Raw genomic sequence first — 21,078 nt, 5'->3', positions numbered from 1 at the left:
CGTTTCAGATGGCGCGATGGCCGCTCACTGTGCTGTTGGCGCTGATCCTCATCGGATGCGCCGCAACCTCGTCCCTGGTGCCGACGACATTCCATTCCGAGGCGACACTCGCGCGGCCCGACTCGATCGTGGAGAAGGCGACGGTTCCGCGATATGAGCGCGATGAGGCTCGGCCACCCGCCTCGACACTGGGAATGGATGTCGACTCGGATGCAGCCAGTTATGGGATGCTCTATGTCCCATCGGCGGGGCGGGGTGTCCAGCTCGTGACCGATCTGGCGCTCAACCAGCTCTTCGAGGACGCCCTGCCGGGCTATGGCCTCTATACCTTCGTGTTGCTCGGGGCCGGCTTTGAGCACTCAAGCGGCAACGCTCGGGCACGTCACAGTGAGCTCTTCAGGATGATCGAGACCTATGTCGTTACGCCCGATGCAACCGAGGGACCGAGCACCGCGGCACATGTCTTCCTCGTCCCGATCCGTGCCGGTCGCTCGCCGATGGCGCCGCTTGTGAAGCTGGTCGCCGTCGATCTCTCGAATTTGATGCGTCTTCAGGTCAGCGAATTCCTGCGGCAACGCGGACAGGCACGTCTGGCCGCGCGGATCGAGCGCGGCGCTGGTCCCTTTCTGGTGACCGGGCTGGAGCCGAGCCTGTTGCCCCTGGACCGCGCGGCCCCGCGACTGATCGCGGATCTGTCCGGTCTCGGGCCCGAGCATCTCTACACCCTCATCGATGCCTATGACCGCGACATTCCGCCCGAGCTGAGCGGTCGTCCCGAAAGCCTCTCGGCCCTGCGCCGGCGTCTGCTCGAGTTGGCGCACCAGCTGCAGCTTGCAGACGGGCGAGGCTGGATCTTTTCGCTCTGAGTCGGTCGGTTGCGCCAGTATATTTTCAATACTTTCAATGGTTTGTAACCATGAATCTCATTCCCTCTGGTCTCGGTAGCTTCATCCGCTTTCTGATCGGGATCCTGCTGTTGCAAGGGTTCACGGTCCTTTTGATCTACACCGCGCTCCAGACGAACTGGATGACGACCTGGCCGCTATTCGCGCTCCTTGGCACAGTGATCGCGGTGATGGCGGCGCTCTGGTTCAATACTATCGTCGTGGCCGATCGGCACCGCACGGTCTCGCGCGTCAGCGAGCGTCATTCCAAGGAGCGCGAAAAGATCCGGCTGCGTGCCGAGCAGGTGCGCGTCAAGGCCACGCGCGAGGCCGCCGATCTGGTGGCCAGGGCGCGGAGGCGTGCCGCGGCGGGCCTGAGCCTCAAGACCGGCGTGGTGGTCGGCGGGGCGGTCGGTGTTGGGGTTGCCATGATGCTGGCCCAGTTCATGACGCTGGGATTGGCGACTGTGGCGGCGGCGGGGGGTGCGGCGCTCGGCTATACGGTGCGGGCGCGTCAGGAGAAGACGATCGCCGCCAAGCGGCTTGCCGCCGAGGAGCGCGCCCTCCAGGTGATCGCGGTCGCCGAGGAGACGCCGGCCCTGCCGCGGCGCAAGGACAGGCGGCCGGGTCCTGCGGCTGATTCGCTCGATTAACCCGATGAATGCGGAGAGGCTGAAAGACGCCCTCCATGGCTTGATTGCGCCTCTCCCTAGAGCCCCGGAATGGCAATGGCTGACCGCTGGTTTCTTGCGATCTGGCCGGATGCCCAGGCACGTACCGCACTCGAGCGCCAAGTGTCTAGGCTCGGGCCGCTACCGGGCCGGGCGACCCATCCGCTCGACTGGCACCTGACCCTGGTCTTTTTGGGCGAACTCGCGCCCGAGCGGCTGGCGTGCGTTGAGACCGTCCCCATCGCCATCGCGGCCCATACCGCCCCCTTTGAGGTCAGCCTCACGCAGATCGATCGCTTCCCTCACGCGCAGGTGTTGTGGTGCGGTCCAGACCATACCCCTGAACCCCTGGCACACCTGGTCGCCGACCTCCAGTCGGCTTTGGCGGCCTGCGGGATCGTCCCCGAGTCTAGGCCCTATCGCCCCCATCTGACCTTGGCGCGCCGGGTACGCGCCGCGCCCGCGCGGCGATTCCAGTCCCCCATCACCTGGACGGTGCGCGAACTGGTCCTGGCCTTTGGCATCGCTGGTGCAAGACCAGGCTATCGCATCCAGCGCCGCTATCCTTGCGGTGCGCCTTGACCTGGATCGGCTGAACTCGGTTAGGTTTCATGTCATAGACCCTCCGCAAGGAAACCCGCGACTTGAGTCGCGGGAGGAATGGCGGGTGCGCGAAGCGCACCATGTGGTGTATAATACAGTGTGGTCTCCGGGCGCACGCCGACTGCAACGCCAGTCGAAACCTGGCCCGGATTGGCAGCGGCGCCCCGCTGCCAAGGGCGGCTGTAAACACGCCCAATGTTGGGGATGTGGTCAACCATGTTTGCTGCGTCTCACAATAAAGCCTTCGACTTCAGTCGAGGGTTGTTTACAGGTCGCACCACACCCCTAAGCTGTGTCGCCTTTGCGACCCCGGGTTTGGGCTGTCTTGATTCAAGCGATTGATTTAAAAGCAATTAGATTTCTGGCATTTCTATTGCTTTTGATCTCGTCAGCATGAGACAGTTCGCAAAGAGCCAATCGGCCATGATCATCAATGACACGACCCTGCGCGATGGCGAGCAGTCGGCAGGTGTGGCCTTTACGCGCGCCGAGAAGCTCGCCCTTGCCTGTGAGCTCGATGCGCTCGGCGTCCCCGAGATGGAGGTCGGCATCCCGGCGATGGGCGAGATGGAGCGTGATGACATCCGCGCCCTGGTCGACCAGAGGTTAAGGCCGCGCCTGATGGTCTGGAGCCGCCTACAGGCGCGCGACATCGCCGCCTGCGCCGGACTCGGCGTGCCTCTGATCAACATCTCGGTACCGGTCTCGGATCAACACCTGCGTCATAAGCTTGGGCGCGACCGTGTTTGGTTACTGGATCAGATCCCGCGTCGCATCGACCAAGGGCTCGAGCTGGGATTTGAGGTCTGCATCGGGGGTGAGGACGCCTCACGCGCCGATCCTCAATTCCTGCTCCAGGTCATCGAGGTGATAGAGCGTGCCGGTGCCCGTCGCTTCCGCTTTGCCGATACCCTGGGCATCCTTGAACCCTTCGGGGTCTATGCGCGCATCGCCGAGCTGCGGCGTCACACCGACCTAGAGCTCGAGATGCACGCCCATGACGACCTCGGTCTGGCCACCGCGAATACACTCGCCGCTGCCAAGGCAGGTGCGACCCATCTCAATACGACCCTGATCGGACTCGGTGAAAGGGCGGGCAATGCCCCGCTCGAAGAGGTCGTGCTGGCGCTCGAGTGTTGTTATGGGATCGTCACCGGGATCGATCTGCGCCGTCTCCCAGAGGCCGCCCAACGGGCCGCTACAGCGGCAGGGCGCCCGATCCCTTGGCACAAGAGCGTCGTTGGCGATGGGGCTTTTACCCACGAATCCGGCATCCATGTCGATGGCCTGCTCAAACACCCCTCCAACTATCAAGGCTTTGATCCGTCACTCGTCGGGCGTAGCCATCGCTTTGTGTTGGGTAAGCATTCGGGGACCCATGCGGTCCAGGCCGTGATGGGTCGCTTAGGGATCCAGATGGGCCCACAGGAGGCCGTGCGTTTGCTTGCCAGGATTCGGGTTCAGGTCGCCAAGACCAAACGTCCGCCGACCGACGCTGAGCTCATGGCCCACTGGCGTTGTCTTACGGAATCCCAGGAGCGACAGCATGCCGATCCCTAAACGGATCCTCCCTGGCCTGGTCTCGGCCGAAGACTTTCTCGAATACTTTGGGGTCGATTACGACCCTGAGGTCGTGAGAGTGGCGCGGATCCAGATCCTCAAACGGTTTCATGATCATCTCGAGGCGTACCGGACAGGCGAGGGCGAACCCGGACCCGATGACTACCAACGCTTACTGACCCGTGCTTATGAGGAGTGTCTGCACCGGCCTGCCGGTAGCGGACGGGCGCTGGGCGTACCACGGCGCATCATCGCTGAGGTCCCTGTGGCAGATCTCATGGCGGATCTAGCGGCTAGGAACCCTCGCCCTGGACGAGCGGAGGGCTAGCGCAGCTCCTGAATGACTTGCCCATTCTTTCGTACTCTTGCGTCTTTGCCTGCATTCAACCCGTCTCTCGCATGATCACACCGAAGGACCCATGATCCTCGCCCACAAGATCGCGCTTGACCCGAACGACCGACAGGCGACCGACTTCAAAAAAGCCGCCGACGTGGCGCGCTTCGCCTCCAACTGGGTCTTGGCTGAATGGAAGCGTCAGTACGAGGCCTGGAAGCAGGATAACAGCCTGCCCAAGCCCTCGGAAGGGGTGCTGGGTCGCCAATTGAACGCCATCGAGCGCGAGCAGTTCCCCTGGATGCTGGAGGTGACCCAGTGCGCCCCGCAACGGGCGATCCTTAGGTGAGGCGGGTCTTTAGGGGCGCCTTGAGGCGCGATCGCGGCGCCCATCCCCGCATCGACCACCAAGATCACGGCTAAAGCCGCTCCTACGGGAGGCGTGGGTGGGGTAGGAGCGCCTTCAGGCGCGATCCTCCCACTGCCTGAGCAGAAATGAGTCAGTCTGATGGAACGGAGGATAGGCGATGCTCGATGCCAAGTGGCAGATTGGGGACGAGGTGCGGCTGATCCGCACCCTGCGCAACGACGGGACCTATCCGGGGGTAGCCCGAGGCGAGATCCTGGTCCGACCTGGTCAGTGTGGTCAGGTGGTCGATCTCGGTCGTTTCCTGCAGGACCAGATCGTCTACGCCGTGCATTTTCTGGAGTCGGGGCGGACCGTCGGCTGTCGTGAGTACGAATTGATCGCTGCCGATGACCCCTGGGTCGCGAGCCGGTTCGAGGCCCGAGAGCAGGTGCGCGCGGCGCGGTCCTTGGTCATCCAGGGCGAGGTCGTGGTGCCAATGGCGGCTGAGGGTCAGGTCCTCAAGGTGATCCGGACCTCCCAGCCACCGCTCTACCATGTCCATTTCGGGTGTCAGCCTGGGCGGGTCTTTGCCGTCCCCGAATCGGCGCTGGACGGCACAGGTAGTTCGGCCTCGGACCCTGAGGCCCTTTAATCTAGGCCTCTTCTCCCAGACCCTCTCGGCGTGGGACGCTTTGGGGGTCGCAGAGGATCGGGCGGTAGATCTCGACCCGATCGCCTGGACGCAGGGGGGTGTCGAGCGGGATGATCTTGCCGAAGACACCCACCTTCTGAGTCTCGAGATCGATCCAGGGGAACTGGTTTAAGATCCCGGAGCACTCGATGGCCTCGCGTGCCGTGCTTCCCTCTGGCACCTCGAGCGCCAACCAGATCTGATCGACCGGTTCGGCATAGACGACACTGATCTGCATCGCAGTCCTCTTCAGTTCGACGCCGCCTGTTTGAGTTCCCAAGCGCGCCGGGCGGCCAGCAGCAACCCGACGACCAAGAAGCCACCCGGCGGCAGGATCATCAACAACACGCCTTCGAAGTCGGGCCAGACCCTGGTCTCGAGCACGGCAAACCCCTGGCCTAGGAGCAGACTGGCCTGAGCAAACAGGGTCCCGCTCCCGAGAAGCTCGCGGATGAGACCGATCAGGGTCAGGGCCCAGGTGAACCCCAGACCCATCGCCAGACCATCGAGCGCCGCGGCCCCCAGCGACGACTTGGAGGCGAACGACTCGGCGCGTCCCAGGATGGCACAATTGGCAACGATCAAGGCGATGAAGAGCCCGAGCACCTGGTAGAGATCATGCAGCCAGGCATTGAGGGCGAGATCCATGAGCGTGACCAGGGTCGCAATGAGCACGATGAAGATCGGGATGCGCACCTGAGGGCTGACCAGGTGTCGGATCGCAGAGACGGCCACATTGCTTCCGATCAACACCGCCGTGGTCGCCAGACCTAGACCCAGACCATTCGTACCTGTGGTGGTGACGGCCATGGTCGGACATAGGGCTAGCATCTGGGCGAGGATCACGTTGTTTCCCCATAACCCTTCACTGAAGATCTGGCGCGCCTTCATAGACCCTCCGCAAGGAAACCCGCGACTTGAGTCGCGGGAGGAATGGCGGGTGCGCGAAGCGCACCATGTGGTGTATAAGACAGTGTGGTCTCCGGGCGCACGCCGACTGCAACGCCAGTCAAAACCTGGCCCGGATTGGCAGCGGAGCCCCGCTGCCAAGGGCGGCTGTAAACACGCCCAATGTTGGGGATGTGGTCAACCATGTTTGCTGCGTCTCACAATAAAGCCTTCGACTTCAGTCGAGGGTTGTTTACTGGAGGATCTCCTGACGGTGGGCAGCGAAGAACTCGAGCCCCAGCTTAATGGCCTTCACCGTGGCGCGCGGCGTGATGGTCGCGCCGGTGAATTGATCGAATACCCCGCCGTCCTTCTTGACGGCCCAGCGCTCGGGTGCTGGATCGCCGAGTGACTTACCAGTGAAGGCCAAGACCCAATTGGATTTGTTCCGTTCGATCTTATCGCCCAGGCCAGGTGTCTCGCTGTGCTTGGTGACCTGGACCCCGAGGAGTCGCCCTTCAGGATCTATCCCCAGCACCAACTGGATGTCGCCGGCATAACCGCGGGCGCTCGTCTTGAAGACGACACCGGTGATCCTCTGGCCCAGACGCGCCCGATAGAGGGTTACGGGGCGCTGATCCGGGGGTGTGATCTGCACCTGATCCTGTAGCAGGTCATTGTCGTAGCTGCCTGGCGGCAGGACCTGGGCGAGCGAGGCGCTGAAGTCCCGTCGCTCGGCGACCTCAATCGCAGGCGCGGTCAACCGATCGCCGATCACCAGCGCAGCGCTGGCGACCAGCGCCATCAGGGCCAGCGACAGTCCCTGATAACCGAGGTGTTCGCGCCAGACCACGAGCCGGCTCATCGCTGATCCCCCTTTGAGTCGGGGTGTGATGGCTCGAGTGCCCGACCACGGCGATCCCGGCCATAGATCCGAGGACGGATCCAGCGATCGATGAGCGGCGTGGTGGCATTCATCAAGAGCACCGCAAAGGCGACCCCTTCGGGATAACTTCCATAGGTCCGGATGATCCAGGTCAGGAGACCGCAACCGAGACCGAAGACCAACTGCCCGGGGCGGGTGTTCGGCGAGGTGACAGAATCGGTGGCGATGAAAAAGGCCCCGAGCACGGCCGCACCCGACAAGAGATGGGTTGCAGCATCCAGATAACGGGCTGGATCGAGCGCATGGGCGATCAGGGCCGGCACTGCAAGCCCGGTCAACATGGCCAGGGGGATAGGCCAGGAGATCACTCGCCACCCCAGCAGCACCACTCCGCCCAGCGCGATCAACAGCGCCGAGGTCTCGCCGAGACTGCCGGCCTGGATCCCCAGGACTGAGGGCAGGCTGACCCCTTGCTGGATCAGATCCAGACCTCGTGAAAACTCGGCCTTGGTGTGAGAAAGGAGGGTGGCGCTGGAGACGGCATCGAACTCGGGCCCACCGAAGAAGATAAGGCGCAGCCCGGCGACAAAGTCCGGTGCCCCGGTGGAACCAAGGGGTAGGGGCTCGACCATCTGAGTCATGTGGACCGGGAACGAGATCAAAAGCGCCACCCGGGCGATCATCGCCGGATTGAAGAGGTTGCAGCCAAGCCCTCCGAAGACCTGTTTGCCGAGGATGGTGGCAAAGAGTCCACCGCTGGCCCCGATCCACCAGGGCGCCCAGGGCGGCAACGACAGGGCCAGGATCCAACCCGTGAGGATGGCCGAACCATCCCCCAGGGTTGCCCAGACCCGCCCCCCCATCGCACGCACCGCGAGCCCCTCGCCGAGTACCGACGCCAAGACCGTGATCCACCACAGATGGACGGCCGGCCAGCCATAGAGCCAGAAGGCAAACAGGGTCGCCGGTGTCAGCGCCAGCATCACCTTGCGCATGATCGTGCCGACCCCTTCGCCGCCGTGGGTATGTGGCGCCGCGAGTGGGGCGCTCACCAAGGAAAACTGGCTCATACCACCTCCGCCTGGCGTTCGGGGGCGCTAGGGTCTGTTATGGTCGGTGTCGGATCCTTGGTGGCGCGCAGGGCACGCTCGGTCTTGCGTCTGGCAGCGGCCTCGGCCCGTTCACGCGCCTCGCGTTCGAGCCGCTCGGCGCGCGCCGCGGCGAGACGGCGGGCGGATTCGGTGCGCAGTCGCGCCCGCTCGCGCGCGGCAAGCGCACCCTTGGCATGATTGAAAGACTGCACCAGGGGGAGATGGGCCGGGCAGACATAGGCGCAGCAGCCACAGGCCAGACAGTCCTTGAGCCCCAACTCGACCGCGCCGTCTAGATCGTCGGCGCCGATGCGTGCTGCCATCTCCATTGGCAAGAGGTTCATCGGACAGGCACGGGCGCAGGAGGCGCAGCGGATACAAGGACGCGGCGTACCGAACGCCGTCTCGGCCGCGGTCAGCGCCAGGAGGCCGCTCGTTCCCTTGACCACTGGGACGCGGGCATGGGGCAGAGACTGGCCCATCATCGGTCCACCCATGATCAGGCGCGCCGGTGTCTCGTTCAGTTCGTCCATCTCGAGCAGGGTCTCAACCAAGGTCCCGATCGGGACACGCACATTGCCCGGGTTGGCGATTGCCCCGCCGTTGAGGGTGAGGATGCGCTCGACGAGCGGGTGCCCGAGGCGCAAGGCCTGATGCACGGCATAGGCGGTCGCGACGTTGTGCACCAGGACGCCGAGATCCGTGGTGCGACAATCGGCTGGTAACTCGGTGCCGGTGAGTTTCGCAAACAGATGGCGCTCTGAACCCATCGGATAGCGGGCCGGGAGGATCCGGACCCTGAGCTCGGGGTAGGGCTGGGCCGCCTGTTCCATGGCCGCGATCGCCTCCGGCTTGTTCGACTCGATCCCGATGAGCGCCTGTCTGGCACCCGTGGCCTGGAGCATGAGACGGACACCATCGAGGATCGCCTCGGGTTTATCGCGCATCAGCCGATCGTCGCAGGACAGATAGGGCTCGCACTCGCTGCCATTGATGAGCAGGGTATGGATGCCGGCGCGGTAGCCGAGACCCAGCTTGAGCGCTGCGGGAAAGGTCGCGCCACCCAGACCCACAATGCCGGCCGCCGCGATCCGGCGGTTGATCTCCTCCGGCGTCAGGTCAAAGGGATCGCTCGGGGCATCGGATTCGATCCAGCGTTCCTCGCCATCGCAGGCGATGACGATGGCGGGGATGGGAAGCGCCGAGGGATGTGGCGCGGTCACCTCGCCGATGGTCAGGACCTGGCCCGAGCTTGGGGCATGAATGGCCGCCGATAAAGTCCCTTGGGGTTCGGCGAGGAGCTGACCCTTAAGAACCCTTTGACCGGCGCGCACGATCGGGCGCGCCGGGGTACCGATGTGCTGCTGGAGCGGCACGAAGAGTCGCTCAGGGAGTGGCAAGACGCGCAGCGGCAGGTCGGCGGCGGGCCGTTTGCGGTCTGGTGGATGGACCCCCCAGCGGGGACTGGGAAAGACCTTGCGCAGTCTCATCTGAGTGCCAGTTCCGGTTTAGGTTTAGGCCATATCCAGTGTTGCAGGCTGACTGGCATGGGTTCGAGCTGGATTGCTCCGGTTGGACAGCGCTCGGCGCAGGCGCCACAGCCCATACAGGCCTCGCGCAGCACGACGTGGATCTGTTTCGCCGCGCCGACGATGCCGTCGGTGGTACAGACCTTCAGACAGCGACAGCAGCCCGTGCACAGCGATTCCTTGATGACGGCGATCCGCGGGCCCTCATCATGCCCGGCGTCCTCGAGTTCGAGCCCCAGGTGTTTGGCCAGAAGCGGCACCAGTGTGGCCCCGCCCGCTGGACACAATCTGGGTCCGGCGCGACCGGAGGCGAGCGCCTCGGCCGCCCCGAGACAGCCGGCAAACCCACACTGACCGCAATTGGTTCCGGGCAGCAACGCAAGCAGTGCGCTCACCTGGCCCTCTTCTGCGACGGCAAAGACCCGAGCGGCCAGACCCAGTCCCAATCCCAGGATCAGTCCGAGCCCCGTCAGGGAGAGGATGGCGGTCATGAGGTCGAGCGTGATCATCGCCATGACAACCCGGTAAAGCCCATAAAGGCGAGCGCCAATTGGCTGGCGAGCACGAAGGCGATCGGACTGCCCTTGAAGGCGGCTGGCACCCGGGCAAGTGCGAGACGCTCGCGCATCCCGGCGAAGATCACCAATACCAAGGTGAACCCCAGGGCCGACCCAAAGCCGTACAGCAGGGCGTAGACGAATGGACTCCCTTCCTGGGCGTTGATCAGGGTCACCCCGATCACCGCACAATTGGTCGTGATCAAGGGTAGATAGATACCGAGCGCCCGATACAGCTCAGGGCTGGTCTTTTTGATCAACAGCTCGACGAACTGCACGGCGGCGGCAATGACCAGGATGAAGGTGAGGAGACGTACGAACCCCAGATCCAGGGGCTGTAGCAGCCAATGATCGAGCATCCAGGTCAGGGCGGCGGCGAGCGTTATGACGAAGGTGGTGGCTAGCCCCATCCCGAGCGCGCTCTCGACCCCCCGGGAGACGCCCATGAAGGGACAAAGACCCAAGAATTTGGTCAAGACCACGTTGTTGACCAGTATAGTGGTCACGAGTACGGCCCAGTATTCGCTCATGGCAGCTCTGTGTCCTTAAGAGAGACCCTTGACGTCCTGAGTCCAAGCGTATTTCGTGCCAGATCCAGAAAGACCCCGACAGGATGACTGGATTCCGACCCCTGGTCGATTTCCGCACGACGCCGAGCCTCTGGGCCTGGACGAGAGCGCCGACCGTTTGTTGGTTTTCGAACAGGGATTATCTCGACCTTTGTCGGCTTTCAAACAGGGCTGGGGTTGGAGTAGATGGGGGCTCGGGAATGGTTAATGACGTATGAAATTTGCATACATTAGGCGTCGTCCTATGGATGCCGATCCTCGACGAGATTGAAAAGTTCGCGATTCAGATCATCAAGTCAATGAAGACTGCCGACCAGACACTGCCCCTTATCTACGAGTCTGCCTTTCGCGAGGCCGTGGCCCAGGCTGACATCGCGGTCTCGATCACGGATCGCCAGGCAAACATCCTGTATGTGAATCCCGCCTTTGAACGGGTGACCGGCTATAGCGCCGTCGAGGCGCTCGGGCGTAACCCGTCCATACTCTCGGCCAAGACCACGCCGCGTGCGCTCTATGCCGAGCTGTGGCAACGGATCGGCTCCGGCCAGAGCTGGAAGGGGCGGCTCGTCAATCGACGCAAGGATGGGTCTGAATATCTGGCCGAGCTCCTGATCATCCCGGTGTCGAATACCCTGGGCCAGATCCAGAACTATCTCGGGATCCATCGCGACGTCACCGAACTCCATCGGCTCGAGTGTCGGGTCAACAACCAAAAGGCGCTGATCGAGTCGGTGATCGATTCGGCCCCCCTGGCGATCGCCTTGCTCGACGGCGAGGATTGTGTGGTGCTCGATAACCTTGAGTACCAAAGGCTGACGGCCGAGCTGGGGATGACTGAACCGGCGCGACTGATCCTCGATGCGGTGCGCATCGACCTCGGGTATCGACTCGGTCCAGCTCGAGATGGGGCCCTGGCGTTCTCCGACCTCGAGATCCGCATCGATCCGCTGGGCGGGAGGGCACCGCGTTGGCTCTCGTGCACCGGTACCTGGGTCAAGCGTCTCGATGAGGAGGCCGATGCCTTTTTTGGGCCCAAGGGCAACCTCTATCTCTTGCTCATCATCAAAGAGATCACCCGGCAAAAGGCCCAGCACGAACAGGCGCGTCTGGCGGCCCTTCAGGCGTTAATGGCCGAGGAGAATCGCATCGAGGCACTGCGCGAGGGGTTTTTGGCGGCGCTCTATCAGATGGAAGGACCACTCAATATGCTCGCCTCGGTGGTGACGATGCAGACTAGGCGCGATCAGCACGACCCCATGACAGCGGCCTTGACCTCCGTCCTGGCGGCAGGGCGACAGGCGCTCGAGACCCTCCGACAGGCCATCCCCGATCCCCTGCCCGAGGCCCTGACACCAGTCAATGTGAATGCCTTGTTGCGCGAGGTACTCGATCTATCGACGGGACGCCTCCTGGCGGCGGGGGTGACCGTCAATTGGCAGCCGCAGGCGGTCCTGGCGAGGGTGCGGGGATATCCCAATCGACTGCGCGCCCTCTTCAAGGCCCTGATCGACAATGCCATCGAGTCGATGAACACCAAGGGCTGGCAGACGCGGGAATTGACCCTCACCACCCTGCAGCTCGTCGGTCCGCCCAACAGCATCGAGGTCTGTATCGGCGATACCGGCCCTGGGATCGCACCCGATCTCAGGCTCAAGGTCTTCGAGCCTTTTTTCACCACCAAGCCGCGCCATGCCGGGACTGGTCTTGCAATCGCCCAGCAGATCGTCACCGACCATGGTGGAACCCTCGCGATCGACCCCGGGGCCACGGGCGGCTGCCGGGTGCGCGTCATCCTCCCGGAACAGGCCGAGGGTGAGACGGAATGAGCGAGGGGGCTAGCATCGAGACCCTGTACCGGGTCAGCGAGGTATTGTCGCGCTCGCTCGACTATCGCCAGACCCTGCGCGAGGTCCTGGATGTCCTGGCCGAGGCCGGGCTTGGTCACGGGCTGATCAGCGTCATTGCGGGCGATGGCGACGAGCTGGCGATCACCATGCTTCAGGGGGCCCCTGATGCCACGCGCTTTGCCCCTGTCCGCTATCAAAGCGGCGAGGGGGTCCTGGGGTCGGTGTTTGAACGCGGCACGACCCTGGCCGTACCGCGCCTGGGGCATGACCCACGTTTCTTGAATCGTCTGGGGATCTATGACCCAGAGCGCCCCCTGATCGCGACACCCATCACGGCCAATGGCCGGACACTCGGGGTACTTGCCGTTCAACCCGAGGCGGTGAGCGGGCTCGAGGCCCAGACCAGGTTCGTCGAGATGATCGCCAACCTGATCGGTCAGAACGTGCGGCTTGCGCTCGAGGTCGATCAGGAACGCCAATGGATCGCCGACGAGCGCGACGCCTTGCGCCGCACCCTGCGCAGTCGTTATGGCTTCGAGAATATCGTCGGGCGCTCGATCGGGATGCGGCGGGTCTTCGAACAGGTGCGCCTGGTGGCCAAGTGGAACACCACGGTGCTCATCCGCGGCGAGACCGGTACCGGCAAGGAACTGATCGCCAGCGCCATCCATTACAACTCGCCGCGTGCCCGCGGCCCCTATGTCCGGCTCAACTGCGCCGCCCTACCCGAAAACCTGCTCGAGTCCGAGCTCTTTGGCCACGAAAAGGGGGCCTTTACCGGTGCGATCGGCACGCGCAAGGGACGGTTTGAGGCCGCCGATAGCGGGACCCTGTTCCTCGATGAGATCGGTGAGATCTCGCCGAGTTTCCAGGTCAAGCTATTGCGCGTGCTCCAGGAAGGGGAGTTCGAGCGGGTCGGCAGTACCCGCACCCTCAAGGTGGATGTACGGGTCATCGCGGCCACCCATCGCGACCTTGAGTCCGCCGTGGCCTCGGGACAGTTCCGGGAGGATCTCTATTATCGGCTCAATGTCATGCCCATCGTGCTCCCACCCCTGCGCGAACGGAGCGAGGACATCCCGGATCTGGCGCGTCATCTGATCGAGCAGATCGCCAAACAACAGGGGCGGCCACTGGTGCTGCACGAGGGGGCCATCCGCCGTCTGATGCAATATTCTTGGCCGGGAAATGTGCGCGAGCTGGAAAACTGTCTCGAACGGGCGGCGGTGATGTCGGAGAACGGTTCGATTGGTGCCGAACTGATCCAGCTCGGGCGCGCACCCGCGGCCCAGCCGGTCCGGGCGACGCCGACCAATGACCTTAAGACAGACTCAGACGTGGGAGAGCCGTCTGAGCGCGAACGCATCATCGCTGCGCTCGAAAAGGCCGGCTGGGTCCAGGCCAAGGCGGCGCGCCTTTTGGGGATGACCCCGCGCCAGATCGCCTATCGCATCCAGACGCTCGGCATCGAGGTCAAACAGTTTTGAGGCCGGCGCCGGTCCTTAGGGCGTGCTGAAGGTGAAACACCCCTTGGGACAGGTGCGCCCACAGGCGCCGCAGCCGATGCAATCCATGGGATCGCGCACGGTCATCAGGGCAGTGGTCTCTGCGTCATCATCCCAGTCATCGTCCTCCTCCAACGACTCGCTGGCCTCCCGTTCGACCAGCGCGAGCACGGCGCGCGAACAGACCTTGAAGCACCGCCCACACCCGATACAGCGTCTGGGATCGATGGATTCGACATAGGTCGGGATCCAGGGGGTGCCACCGCGGGTATAGGCGCTCAGGGTATTTGGGGTCATAGCCCTGCCACCTCTGGATAGGTGCCGATGCGCTCCAAGGCCACGGCGAGCAGCGCGTCGGCCTCGGTCTTCATCTTCGAGAGCGAGGCAAAACCGAAGCGATGCGCATCGCGCAGGGTCTTGTCGACGGCCACCAGCTTGCCGACGATGATCAGGGCGCGCCCGAACCCCTCGTCGTTCAGCGTGATGAGCGCCGTGGCCATCCGTCCGCACTCCTGCTCGATCAGCACGGCGATGGCGTTGTAAAAGGCCTGCAAACGGGCGATGGTCTTGGTATCTGGGTTGCCGATCAGGGGGATCTCGGCCTTGCGTTCCTGGGTCAGGAGCAGCGGCTCGAACAGCGCCTCGTTGGGCAGACCATCCCACAAGCCATGCTGATCGAGGGCACGCAATTGGCGGATCATCTCTTTGATAAAGGCGGTCTGATAGATTGGGTCCTCGATCATCGATCCTCTCTCCGAGCTTGGATGGATAGGGTGGTGGCAAGGCGGCGCAGGAGCAAAAGGCCTGACATCAAGCCGCAAACCGCGCCCGTTGCCGCTGCTGCATCGCCTGCCCCGGCGCCGAGCACGGCGCCGATCAGCATGGCGGTGGCCGGGACGAGATAGGCCAGGGCGGCGCCCCGGATCAGTCTGGGCGGCGGGGTGACGGCAGGACCTGCTTCCTCAGGGGGACTAAAGGCCTGCGCACTCCCGCAGCGACCCTGGCTGAGGCAGCCGGCACAGCCGGTCCAGGCTGGCCGAGTCTCGCGCATGGGGATCTGGCCGACAGGGGTCAGGGTCTTCATCCTTCCCAACCCTCCGCGATCATGCGTGCGAAGCGATCCGGATCTGACGTGTGTTTGCCGAGCGCGGTCTCGATCCAGGGTACGCCTCCCAAGCGGATGGAGGTGCGCAGCTCGGCGAGGATCGTCTCGATCGGCTCAGGCGCCTTGAGACGGATGGGCTGGATGCCACGGGCGAGCAATTGCCGTATGGCTGACCCGCCGATCGCCGCACAATACACGGCGGTACACCCATCGAGCGCGGCGATGCGCGCGGCAAGCCGACCTTCGTCGTGATGGCCCGAGTCCTTGATGGGGAACTCGACCACGGCGACGCATTGGGCCCGTTTGTCGTCCAGGTCATAGATGACGAGCCCTCTGGTCATGCCGAAGTGCTCATCGACCCTGATTCGGTCGGCGCTGGCGAAGGCGATCCTCAGCATCGCGGGTCGAACCTGGGTCTCAGGCCACACCAAGCTCAGCTTGCGCATCGTCCTGGCGGTAGATCGAGCGGTAGGGGGTGATTTCATGGTGTGCATTCAGGATGAGGTTGGCGAAATCAAATAGCGCCTGCCGCGCGCCCCGATAGCCGATCCAGGGACGCGCATAGCCTCCGACCAGATCGTATTGCGGGAAGCCGGCCCGCAGGAGCGGCACACCCAGACGCTCGGCGCTTGGTGCCAGGTGCGAACTCCCGATCAGGATCTGGGCCTGCTCAAGGCGGGCGATCCGCTCGAGGTCGGCGAGGTCGCCGATCTGGACCCTCTGACAAGGGGCCTCGAGTAAGGATTCGGCCCTTGTCGGCGCCACGGCGGCGACGATCTCGGACCCAACGCTGATCAGAAACTCGCAGAAGGCCAAGAGCTGGTCCGGTTCGAGTGCCAGCCCTACCCGGGCAAAACCGGTCATGAAATGGGTATCGACCATGGCATCCTGGAGCTGGGCACGCTGGCGCTCGATCCGGTCGGGCACCGGGCGTCCAGATAGCTCGGCGAGTGCCTGAGTGAAGGCATCGCAGGCCTCTAGACCGAGGAGGTGGTCGAAGCGCAGGTCAGGGACGCCAGTGCGGTCCTTGAGCCGGTCGGCGGCGCGCCCCAGCGAACGACCGATGACCAGGGTGGCGAGTGATTCGCCGAGGGTTTCGAGGGCGCACCGCGGCGTCCCACCCAGGGTGAGCGGGGTCGTCTCGGCCTCGATCAGATGACCATCGAGCGAGTCCCCGAGGTCCGGTAAGACCAGGGGGTGGAGGCCAAAGGACTCGATCCACTCCTTGATCCACTCGATGTCACCCGGGGTATGCATGGACGAGACCAAGACATTGACCTGGTGTGGGCGCTGTCCGGGCCGGCCTTGGCTTGGGACCAGGTGTTCGATGATCGCCTCGACCGCCGCGGCAAAACCGCTCTCCAGTCCTCCAGAGAAGTCGGGGGTTGCCACCGGCACGATGGCGACGGAGTCATATTCAGGAAAACGGGTGCGGAACTCCTTGATGACGCGGTGGACATCCGCCCCCTGGGTCTCGGCCAAGGCCGTGGTCGGAAGCCCGATGACCTTGGGTTTGGCCTTGGCGCACAGGGTCGCAAGCCCCTCGATCAGGTTGTCATCGGCACCCATGATGGTCGCGATCTGATCCATGGCTGTGGTCTGCAGTGGGATCGGTTCCCGGAAATGGCGGACCAAGAACACCTTGCTGAAGGCCGTACAGCCCTGGGCGCCGTGGAGCATGGGGATCGCCTCGCTCAGGCCCAAAAAGGCCAAGCTGGCCCCCAGGGATGATGGGACCTTGAGTGGATTGGCGGTCAAGGGTTGGCAGCGGGGTAGGATCTGCGCCATCTTTATCGAGCTCCGACATCGAGGATGGATGAGGCCTCGGGTCGCGCAACCGCCCAGGGCGCCGGACGGCGTACCTGATCCCAGACCGGACTCTCGAGGGTCAGGGCGAGTTGGCGGGCCAGCTCCAGCATCCCGGCATAGCCGGCATAGCCAAACTCGCGCTCTTGATTGATATCGAGGAAGGGGATGCGCGCCTTGAGTGCGGTGTAGAGGTTGCGCCCACCGGCGATCAGGATGTCGGCCTCAAGCGCGTGATAAGCCGAGAGCAGCGCCTTAGGGCTCCCCTCATCGATCATCCGGGCGTCAGGCCCCATCAGGGCGCGGATCCTGGCCTTGTCTTCCGCGGTGGACTTCTTGGTCCCAGTCGCGACCACCGTCATCCCTAGGTCCTGCAAGGCCGAGACCACCGACCAGGATTTGACGCCGCCGGTGTAGAGTAAGGCCCGCTTGCCGAGCAGTCGCTGGCGCCAGGGTTCGAGTGCCGCTCGGGTCTTGGCCTCCTCACGTGCGATCAGCGCCTCGGTGCGTTGGGTCAGGTCAGGATCGCCGATCTGCCGGGCGAGATCGCGCAGGGCCTGGGACAGGGCGGTGAGACCATAAAAGCTGCCCTCGAAAAAGGGCACGCCCCAGCGCTCTTTGATCTTGCGCGCGACATTGAGGAGGGCCTTGGAACAGACCACCATGCTCACCTCGGCGCGATGCAGGGTTTGCACCTCGCGAAAACGCGCGTCGCCCGAGAGCATCCCGATCACCCTGAGCCCGAGCTCATCGAGCAGCGGCAGGACATGGAAGAACTCACCGGCGATGTTGAATTCGCCGATCAGGGAGATGTCATGCACGCGGATGCCGGGGCGCTGGGCGAGGATGGCCGGAGGCAGGGGGTCTGGTTCGCGGGTCCCGATCACATCCTCGAGCATCGCCTCGCCGGCCAGACGGTTGCCGAGGTTTTTGCTGCCGTAAAAGCCGGCGGCATCGATCGGGACGACGGGTACCCCAAAATGACTCTGAGCGGTCTTACAGATCGACTCGATGTCGTCCCCGATGAGTGCGCTCACACAGGTCGTATAGACGAAGACCGCCGCTGGTCTATAGGTCTCGATCGCCTGCTTGATCGAGTACAGGAGACGCTTTTCGCTGCGTCCCATGATGATGTCCTGCTCGGTGAGATCCGTGGTCATCCCGATCCGAAATAACGCCGGCCCGGTGGTGCGGGTGCCGCGATTATTCCAGGAGGTCCCGGCGCAGGTGATCGGGCCATGCACGAGATGCGCGACATCGGCGATCGGGAGCAGCGCGATCTGGGCACCATCGAAGGCACACCCCCCAGCGCTGGCACCGGGTTTGGGCCGCGTGCAACCGGGTTTGGGCCCGGCGTTGTGTTCACAGGCAGGCTCATCGAGGAGGGCAGCGATCTGGGCGGGTCTCATGGTGGTATGCCGTCTGGTCAATCATCCTGATCCTCTGAAACGCATAGAACGCGCCAACATCCAATCGATTGATCTAATTGACTAAAAAATAGGGGTGGATGACCCTTTGTCGCCTTTATGACAAAGACGGGTGTTCGATAGCGCTCAAACCCCTGACCCCAGAGGTCACAGGTCCAGGGGCGATGGGCATCCCCATCCTGCCAGCATCGCATGGCACGCCTTTTGAGTGATTCGACCCCAGATCACCTCTAATGAGAGGTCAAAGACAGGGTGTTGCACAGATGAGATCATCCCTGAATCCAGCCTGTGATTGTCGTGCCTCCCTGGTGGCCGAACTCATGCGTCGCCCCGCCGCGGCCGAGTACGCCACCGATCCCCTACGTCCGCTCCTGGCCAGTCTCATCGCCGGACGCGCCTGCGGCGCGGGCGTCCTGCCGACGCGACTCGGTCTGGAGCCGCCGGATTTCACGGCCCTCTGGGACCACTATTTCCCAGGACCCCCGCTGTCATTAGAAGCGGGGCGATGCCAAGACCTTCCGGAACTCGATGACCTGATTGATCTCCTCCTCAGCTACCGTGCCGGCAAGAGCCAGGCCGAGGGGTGGGTCGCACGCCTGGTCGCGCACGGCTGTGCCGGGCGCGACCATCTATGGCAGGACCTCGGACTGGCCGATCGCAACGAGCTGTCGCTCTTGATGGAGACCGCCTTTCCATCGCTGGCGGCCTTGAACCGCAGCGATATGAAGTGGAAAAAGCTCATCTACCGCCACTATTGCCAGCGTGACGGCCTCTACCTCTGCCCGGCGCCCTCGTGTGGCGCGTGTGCTGATTACGCCCTCTGCTTTGGACCTGAGGATCAAAACACATAGGGTCGATGCAGCCAGTCGCGCACGATCTGAAGGTCGCGGTCGGGCAGATAGGCGAACCCGTCTGCGAAATCCTCGACGACCGTCGCTGCCACGCACTGGGGTACGGCCTTGGTGGTCAGCAGGTGGAAGAACCAGGCCATCGGATAGCCGATCTGGCGATCGAAACGGGCGATCGCCTCGGCGAGGTCGAGACCGCGGGCGCCGTCGCTGGCCGCGAAACGCGGCGCCGTGCCATGGAGTGCTGCCACCGGGATGGCATGCTTGATCGGCTGACGATAGGGATCGAGATGCTCGCGGAGACTAAAGACCCAGTGGTTGGCAAGGTCGCAGGCACGCTCGGCGCTGCTGCGCTGCCAATCGGCGACGAAGCGATGGATTGGTTGGGGCTCGGGGCGCTGTTCGCGCATCGCCGCGAGAAACTCGCGTATGAGGGTGATGCGCCTTAGCCGATAGGCCGGCTGGCCTAACACGGCGATCGGGGGCGAGGGGAGAGGGCGGGGGTCGATGAGGTCTTCGAGGCTTGCCGGCGCCACGTCGGGGACGAAGAGCCGATGAGAGATGACCTCTTGCAGCTCCTCGAGCTCGATCTGAAGAAACTCCGTCACCTCAGGACCGACGCGCGCGACCCAATAATGGGTCTTGCCGAGAACACGGGTGGCAAAGGGCGAATCATCGGCCTCGGACTCGACCATGGCGGCGAGGTCGTCATCGTAACGCGCCAGGGTCTCGGTGACCCAGTGCTCGAGGTCATCGGCTAACCGTCGCCCATCGGCGGTGACGACACCCCCCAGGCGATACCAGCCACCGCGCACCAGGGCCTCGCGCAGGTCACACCGAGGCAGGATGCGCTGGAGTGCCTGGGCGAGTGCGTCTGGCCCCTGAGTGACCGGCACCTGGTCACAGACCTCGGCGCAGGCCGTCTCGAATGCAGCGATTTCTGCGGGTGTCATCCCTCCTCCTCCAGGCACTGACTGGGTATCGGCCTCGCTGACGCGCCGGGTGTCTTCACCCCTCTTCCGCCTGCTCGATGTGCAGGCGATAGCGGGCAAGGCTCGCGGCCTCGATCCCCATGACCCGGGCCAGCCAGGGTGGCGGTTTTCGCAATGCCTGTTGCAGCCGCTCGAGCATCGCATGCATTGAGGTACCTGGGGCCACCCGGAGCGGGTGCACCCCGGCGCGCACGACCTTGGCGGCTGCTGGACCGCCGATCTCCTGCACATAGGTGATCTGACAATCCTGGATCAACTCGGCGCGCGCCCGATTGCGATCGGCGGACTCATCGGCCTCCAGGGTCGAGCGCGCCTCGATGAAGGTGATGTCATCAGGTCCGACATCCCAGATGGCGAAGGCGCGGCATGAACCGAAATGGCCGTCGATCAGACGACCGCTCTCAGTGGCACAGGCGATACGGATGGGTCGGGGCATGGCAGGCGCTCCTAGAGATACACGATGCAGGCCTCACCGGCCGGACAGACCGAGAGGCACTGTGGAGCGTCCTCGTCTTCACATTCGGTGCAGGTGTCTGGATTGATCTTGTAGATCCCGCCTTTTTCACTGATCGAATCGGTCGGACAGACCGGCAGGCAATCGCCACAACTCGTGCATTCAGACTGGATGATCTTCATCGACATCTTAAAATCTCTCCAACGATAAAACACGGACCCCTGGATCTGTGGGGCACGCCCAGCGTGCCACGATAGACTTACTCAACCCCATCGATCCGTCTGGCTCGCACCGAGATGGGTAAACGCTCGGGTGCGGGTTGCGGCTCGATGTAATACTGGCCACCATTTTTCAATCGGATGGTGCCACCCCATTTATCTGAGCTGTCGAACTCAAACGAGACGATGACATCCTCGATATCGCGCTTTGGCATGTAAAAGACATAGCCCTCAGCGCCTTTGCGGATCATGATATTGGCCATG

Annotated in this window: 27 protein-coding genes; 10 read left to right on the top strand and 17 right to left on the bottom strand. The window is 63.6% G+C overall.

Annotation, left to right across the window (positions count from 1 at the left end):
• Window positions 1–194: 194 nt before the first annotated feature.
• The 7 genes from E6P07_RS09610 to E6P07_RS09580 all read left to right on the top strand — a co-directional run bounded on the left by E6P07_RS09610 (window position 195) and on the right by E6P07_RS09580 (window position 5,053).
• The gene (locus E6P07_RS09610) at window positions 195–866 is read left to right on the top strand and encodes a hypothetical protein (RefSeq protein ID WP_153975403.1); all 672 of its coding nucleotides are present in this window, start codon (window positions 195–197) and stop codon (window positions 864–866) included.
• Between the two features lie 50 nt (window positions 867–916).
• Entirely contained in the window at window positions 917–1,537 is a 621-nt protein-coding gene (locus E6P07_RS09605) for a hypothetical protein (protein ID WP_153975402.1), read from the top strand.
• A 69-nt stretch (window positions 1,538–1,606) separates the two neighbouring features.
• Window positions 1,607–2,137, top strand: coding sequence for an RNA 2',3'-cyclic phosphodiesterase (gene thpR, locus E6P07_RS09600; protein WP_153975401.1), 531 nt, complete (start codon window positions 1,607–1,609; stop codon window positions 2,135–2,137).
• Between the two features lie 414 nt (window positions 2,138–2,551).
• Window positions 2,552–3,718, top strand: coding sequence for a homocitrate synthase (gene nifV / locus E6P07_RS09595; RefSeq protein WP_153975400.1), 1,167 nt, complete (start codon window positions 2,552–2,554; stop codon window positions 3,716–3,718).
• Entirely contained in the window at window positions 3,705–4,046 is a 342-nt protein-coding gene (locus E6P07_RS09590; protein ID WP_153975399.1) for a nitrogenase-stabilizing/protective protein NifW, read from the top strand. Before nifV ends, E6P07_RS09590 begins: the two co-directional genes overlap by 14 nt.
• A gap of 91 nt (window positions 4,047–4,137) precedes the next feature.
• Window positions 4,138–4,401, top strand: coding sequence for a helix-turn-helix domain-containing protein (locus tag E6P07_RS09585; RefSeq protein ID WP_153975398.1), 264 nt, complete (start codon window positions 4,138–4,140; stop codon window positions 4,399–4,401).
• Between the two features lie 178 nt (window positions 4,402–4,579).
• Window positions 4,580–5,053, top strand: coding sequence for a nitrogen fixation protein NifZ (locus tag E6P07_RS09580; protein WP_153975397.1), 474 nt, complete (start codon window positions 4,580–4,582; stop codon window positions 5,051–5,053).
• 1 nt (window position 5,054) lies between these two features.
• Here the strand turns inward: E6P07_RS09580 and E6P07_RS09575 are convergent, their stop codons facing one another.
• From E6P07_RS09575 to rsxA, 7 genes are all read right to left on the bottom strand, one after another.
• Complete coding sequence (locus E6P07_RS09575) at window positions 5,055–5,330, bottom strand: RnfH family protein (protein ID WP_153975396.1); 276 nt, start codon at window positions 5,328–5,330, stop codon at window positions 5,055–5,057.
• A gap of 11 nt (window positions 5,331–5,341) precedes the next feature.
• Window positions 5,342–5,983, bottom strand: a complete 642-nt coding sequence (locus E6P07_RS09570) for an electron transport complex subunit E (RefSeq protein WP_153975395.1) — start codon at window positions 5,981–5,983, stop codon at window positions 5,342–5,344.
• 250 nt (window positions 5,984–6,233) lie between these two features.
• On the bottom strand, window positions 6,234–6,845 hold the full coding sequence (gene rsxG / locus E6P07_RS09565; RefSeq protein WP_153975394.1) for an electron transport complex subunit RsxG: 612 nt from the start codon (window positions 6,843–6,845) through the stop codon (window positions 6,234–6,236).
• On the bottom strand, window positions 6,842–7,936 hold the full coding sequence (locus tag E6P07_RS09560) for an RnfABCDGE type electron transport complex subunit D (RefSeq protein ID WP_153975393.1): 1,095 nt from the start codon (window positions 7,934–7,936) through the stop codon (window positions 6,842–6,844). Before E6P07_RS09560 ends, rsxG begins: the two co-directional genes overlap by 4 nt.
• Window positions 7,933–9,447 carry an electron transport complex subunit RsxC gene (gene rsxC, locus E6P07_RS09555; RefSeq protein ID WP_153975392.1) on the bottom strand — a complete coding sequence of 505 codons (1,515 nt, stop codon included), beginning with the start codon at window positions 9,445–9,447 and terminating at the stop codon, window positions 7,933–7,935. The genes E6P07_RS09560 and rsxC overlap by 4 nt, the downstream gene beginning before the upstream one ends.
• A complete protein-coding gene (locus tag E6P07_RS09550) occupies window positions 9,444–10,001 on the bottom strand; it encodes an RnfABCDGE type electron transport complex subunit B (RefSeq protein WP_246172812.1) in 558 nt (185 codons plus the stop codon). Before E6P07_RS09550 ends, rsxC begins: the two co-directional genes overlap by 4 nt.
• On the bottom strand, window positions 9,992–10,573 hold the full coding sequence (rsxA, locus tag E6P07_RS09545) for an electron transport complex subunit RsxA (RefSeq protein WP_153975390.1): 582 nt from the start codon (window positions 10,571–10,573) through the stop codon (window positions 9,992–9,994). The genes E6P07_RS09550 and rsxA overlap by 10 nt, the downstream gene beginning before the upstream one ends.
• 338 nt (window positions 10,574–10,911) lie before the next feature.
• On the opposite strand from rsxA, the gene nifL reads away from it, so the two are divergent.
• A complete protein-coding gene (nifL, locus tag E6P07_RS09540; protein WP_153975389.1) occupies window positions 10,912–12,438 on the top strand; it encodes a nitrogen fixation negative regulator NifL in 1,527 nt (508 codons plus the stop codon).
• Window positions 12,435–13,946: a nif-specific transcriptional activator NifA gene (gene nifA / locus E6P07_RS09535; RefSeq protein WP_153975388.1), complete on the top strand. Its 1,512-nt coding sequence runs from the start codon at window positions 12,435–12,437 to the stop codon at window positions 13,944–13,946. The genes nifL and nifA overlap by 4 nt, the downstream gene beginning before the upstream one ends.
• A 15-nt stretch (window positions 13,947–13,961) precedes the next feature.
• On the opposite strand, the gene fdxB is transcribed toward nifA, so the two are convergent.
• The 6 genes from fdxB to nifE are packed head-to-tail and all read right to left on the bottom strand — an operon-like array spanning window position 13,962 to window position 18,284.
• Entirely contained in the window at window positions 13,962–14,261 is a 300-nt protein-coding gene (gene fdxB / locus E6P07_RS09530; protein ID WP_153975387.1) for a ferredoxin III, nif-specific, read from the bottom strand.
• Complete coding sequence (locus E6P07_RS09525) at window positions 14,258–14,707, bottom strand: NifX-associated nitrogen fixation protein (RefSeq protein ID WP_153975386.1); 450 nt, start codon at window positions 14,705–14,707, stop codon at window positions 14,258–14,260. Before E6P07_RS09525 ends, fdxB begins: the two co-directional genes overlap by 4 nt.
• A complete protein-coding gene (locus E6P07_RS09520) occupies window positions 14,704–15,048 on the bottom strand; it encodes a SoxR reducing system RseC family protein (protein ID WP_153975385.1) in 345 nt (114 codons plus the stop codon). The genes E6P07_RS09525 and E6P07_RS09520 overlap by 4 nt, the downstream gene beginning before the upstream one ends.
• Complete coding sequence (locus E6P07_RS09515; RefSeq protein WP_281346814.1) at window positions 15,045–15,467, bottom strand: NifB/NifX family molybdenum-iron cluster-binding protein; 423 nt, start codon at window positions 15,465–15,467, stop codon at window positions 15,045–15,047. Before E6P07_RS09515 ends, E6P07_RS09520 begins: the two co-directional genes overlap by 4 nt.
• A gap of 19 nt (window positions 15,468–15,486) precedes the next feature.
• Window positions 15,487–16,857 carry a nitrogenase iron-molybdenum cofactor biosynthesis protein NifN gene (gene nifN / locus E6P07_RS09510; protein WP_153975384.1) on the bottom strand — a complete coding sequence of 457 codons (1,371 nt, stop codon included), beginning with the start codon at window positions 16,855–16,857 and terminating at the stop codon, window positions 15,487–15,489.
• Between the two features lie 2 nt (window positions 16,858–16,859).
• Complete coding sequence (gene nifE, locus E6P07_RS09505; protein ID WP_153975383.1) at window positions 16,860–18,284, bottom strand: nitrogenase iron-molybdenum cofactor biosynthesis protein NifE; 1,425 nt, start codon at window positions 18,282–18,284, stop codon at window positions 16,860–16,862.
• A 281-nt stretch (window positions 18,285–18,565) separates the two neighbouring features.
• Here nifE and E6P07_RS09500 point away from each other — a divergent pair, with 281 nt between their 5' ends.
• Window positions 18,566–19,153: a nitrogen fixation protein NifQ gene (locus E6P07_RS09500; RefSeq protein WP_162008624.1), complete on the top strand. Its 588-nt coding sequence runs from the start codon at window positions 18,566–18,568 to the stop codon at window positions 19,151–19,153.
• Here the strand turns inward: E6P07_RS09500 and E6P07_RS09495 are convergent.
• From E6P07_RS09495 to nifT, 4 genes are all read right to left on the bottom strand, one after another.
• On the bottom strand, window positions 19,141–20,103 hold the full coding sequence (locus E6P07_RS09495; protein ID WP_153975381.1) for a hypothetical protein: 963 nt from the start codon (window positions 20,101–20,103) through the stop codon (window positions 19,141–19,143). The genes E6P07_RS09500 and E6P07_RS09495 overlap by 13 nt on opposite strands.
• A 55-nt stretch (window positions 20,104–20,158) precedes the next feature.
• Window positions 20,159–20,578 (bottom strand): NifB/NifX family molybdenum-iron cluster-binding protein, encoded by a 420-nt coding sequence (locus tag E6P07_RS09490; RefSeq protein WP_153975380.1) that lies wholly within the window; start codon window positions 20,576–20,578, stop codon window positions 20,159–20,161.
• Window positions 20,579–20,589: 11 nt separating this feature from the next.
• Window positions 20,590–20,784: a 4Fe-4S dicluster domain-containing protein gene (locus E6P07_RS09485; RefSeq protein ID WP_153975379.1), complete on the bottom strand. Its 195-nt coding sequence runs from the start codon at window positions 20,782–20,784 to the stop codon at window positions 20,590–20,592.
• Between the two features lie 71 nt (window positions 20,785–20,855).
• Entirely contained in the window at window positions 20,856–21,077 is a 222-nt protein-coding gene (nifT, locus tag E6P07_RS09480) for a putative nitrogen fixation protein NifT (RefSeq protein ID WP_153975378.1), read from the bottom strand.
• Window position 21,078: the final 1 nt, after the last annotated feature.

Source organism: Thermochromatium tepidum ATCC 43061, from assembly GCF_009664085.1.
Taxonomy (GTDB): domain Bacteria; phylum Pseudomonadota; class Gammaproteobacteria; order Chromatiales; family Chromatiaceae; genus Thermochromatium; species Thermochromatium tepidum.
Note: the sequence above shows the minus strand (reverse complement) of the source record. Positions and strands in the feature narration are given on the sequence as shown.

Excerpts from the sequence above, each read along its gene's own strand:
- E6P07_RS09610 (WP_153975403.1), top strand. The coding sequence starts at position 195 with ATGGATGTCGACTCGGATGCAGCCAGTTATGGGATGCTCTATGTCCCA.
- E6P07_RS09605 (WP_153975402.1), top strand. The coding sequence starts at position 917 with ATGAATCTCATTCCCTCTGGTCTCGGTAGCTTCATCCGCTTTCTGATC.
- thpR (WP_153975401.1), top strand. The coding sequence starts at position 1,607 with ATGGCAATGGCTGACCGCTGGTTTCTTGCGATCTGGCCGGATGCCCAG.
- nifV (WP_153975400.1), top strand. The coding sequence starts at position 2,552 with ATGAGACAGTTCGCAAAGAGCCAATCGGCCATGATCATCAATGACACG.
- E6P07_RS09590 (WP_153975399.1), top strand. The coding sequence starts at position 3,705 with ATGCCGATCCCTAAACGGATCCTCCCTGGCCTGGTCTCGGCCGAAGAC.
- E6P07_RS09585 (WP_153975398.1), top strand. The coding sequence starts at position 4,138 with ATGATCCTCGCCCACAAGATCGCGCTTGACCCGAACGACCGACAGGCG.
- E6P07_RS09580 (WP_153975397.1), top strand. The coding sequence starts at position 4,580 with ATGCTCGATGCCAAGTGGCAGATTGGGGACGAGGTGCGGCTGATCCGC.
- E6P07_RS09575 (WP_153975396.1), bottom strand. The coding sequence starts at position 5,330 with ATGCAGATCAGTGTCGTCTATGCCGAACCGGTCGATCAGATCTGGTTG.
- E6P07_RS09570 (WP_153975395.1), bottom strand. The coding sequence starts at position 5,983 with ATGAAGGCGCGCCAGATCTTCAGTGAAGGGTTATGGGGAAACAACGTG.
- rsxG (WP_153975394.1), bottom strand. The coding sequence starts at position 6,845 with ATGAGCCGGCTCGTGGTCTGGCGCGAACACCTCGGTTATCAGGGACTG.
- E6P07_RS09560 (WP_153975393.1), bottom strand. The coding sequence starts at position 7,936 with ATGAGCCAGTTTTCCTTGGTGAGCGCCCCACTCGCGGCGCCACATACC.
- rsxC (WP_153975392.1), bottom strand. The coding sequence starts at position 9,447 with ATGAGACTGCGCAAGGTCTTTCCCAGTCCCCGCTGGGGGGTCCATCCA.
- E6P07_RS09550 (WP_246172812.1), bottom strand. The coding sequence starts at position 10,001 with ATGGCGATGATCACGCTCGACCTCATGACCGCCATCCTCTCCCTGACG.
- rsxA (WP_153975390.1), bottom strand. The coding sequence starts at position 10,573 with ATGAGCGAATACTGGGCCGTACTCGTGACCACTATACTGGTCAACAAC.
- nifL (WP_153975389.1), top strand. The coding sequence starts at position 10,912 with ATGAAGACTGCCGACCAGACACTGCCCCTTATCTACGAGTCTGCCTTT.
- nifA (WP_153975388.1), top strand. The coding sequence starts at position 12,435 with ATGAGCGAGGGGGCTAGCATCGAGACCCTGTACCGGGTCAGCGAGGTA.
- fdxB (WP_153975387.1), bottom strand. The coding sequence starts at position 14,261 with ATGACCCCAAATACCCTGAGCGCCTATACCCGCGGTGGCACCCCCTGG.
- E6P07_RS09525 (WP_153975386.1), bottom strand. The coding sequence starts at position 14,707 with ATGATCGAGGACCCAATCTATCAGACCGCCTTTATCAAAGAGATGATC.
- E6P07_RS09520 (WP_153975385.1), bottom strand. The coding sequence starts at position 15,048 with ATGAAGACCCTGACCCCTGTCGGCCAGATCCCCATGCGCGAGACTCGG.
- E6P07_RS09515 (WP_281346814.1), bottom strand. The coding sequence starts at position 15,467 with ATGCTGAGGATCGCCTTCGCCAGCGCCGACCGAATCAGGGTCGATGAG.
- nifN (WP_153975384.1), bottom strand. The coding sequence starts at position 16,857 with ATGGCGCAGATCCTACCCCGCTGCCAACCCTTGACCGCCAATCCACTC.
- nifE (WP_153975383.1), bottom strand. The coding sequence starts at position 18,284 with ATGAGACCCGCCCAGATCGCTGCCCTCCTCGATGAGCCTGCCTGTGAA.
- E6P07_RS09500 (WP_162008624.1), top strand. The coding sequence starts at position 18,566 with ATGAGATCATCCCTGAATCCAGCCTGTGATTGTCGTGCCTCCCTGGTG.
- E6P07_RS09495 (WP_153975381.1), bottom strand. The coding sequence starts at position 20,103 with ATGACACCCGCAGAAATCGCTGCATTCGAGACGGCCTGCGCCGAGGTC.
- E6P07_RS09490 (WP_153975380.1), bottom strand. The coding sequence starts at position 20,578 with ATGCCCCGACCCATCCGTATCGCCTGTGCCACTGAGAGCGGTCGTCTG.
- E6P07_RS09485 (WP_153975379.1), bottom strand. The coding sequence starts at position 20,784 with ATGTCGATGAAGATCATCCAGTCTGAATGCACGAGTTGTGGCGATTGC.
- nifT (WP_153975378.1), bottom strand. The coding sequence starts at position 21,077 with ATGGCCAATATCATGATCCGCAAAGGCGCTGAGGGCTATGTCTTTTAC.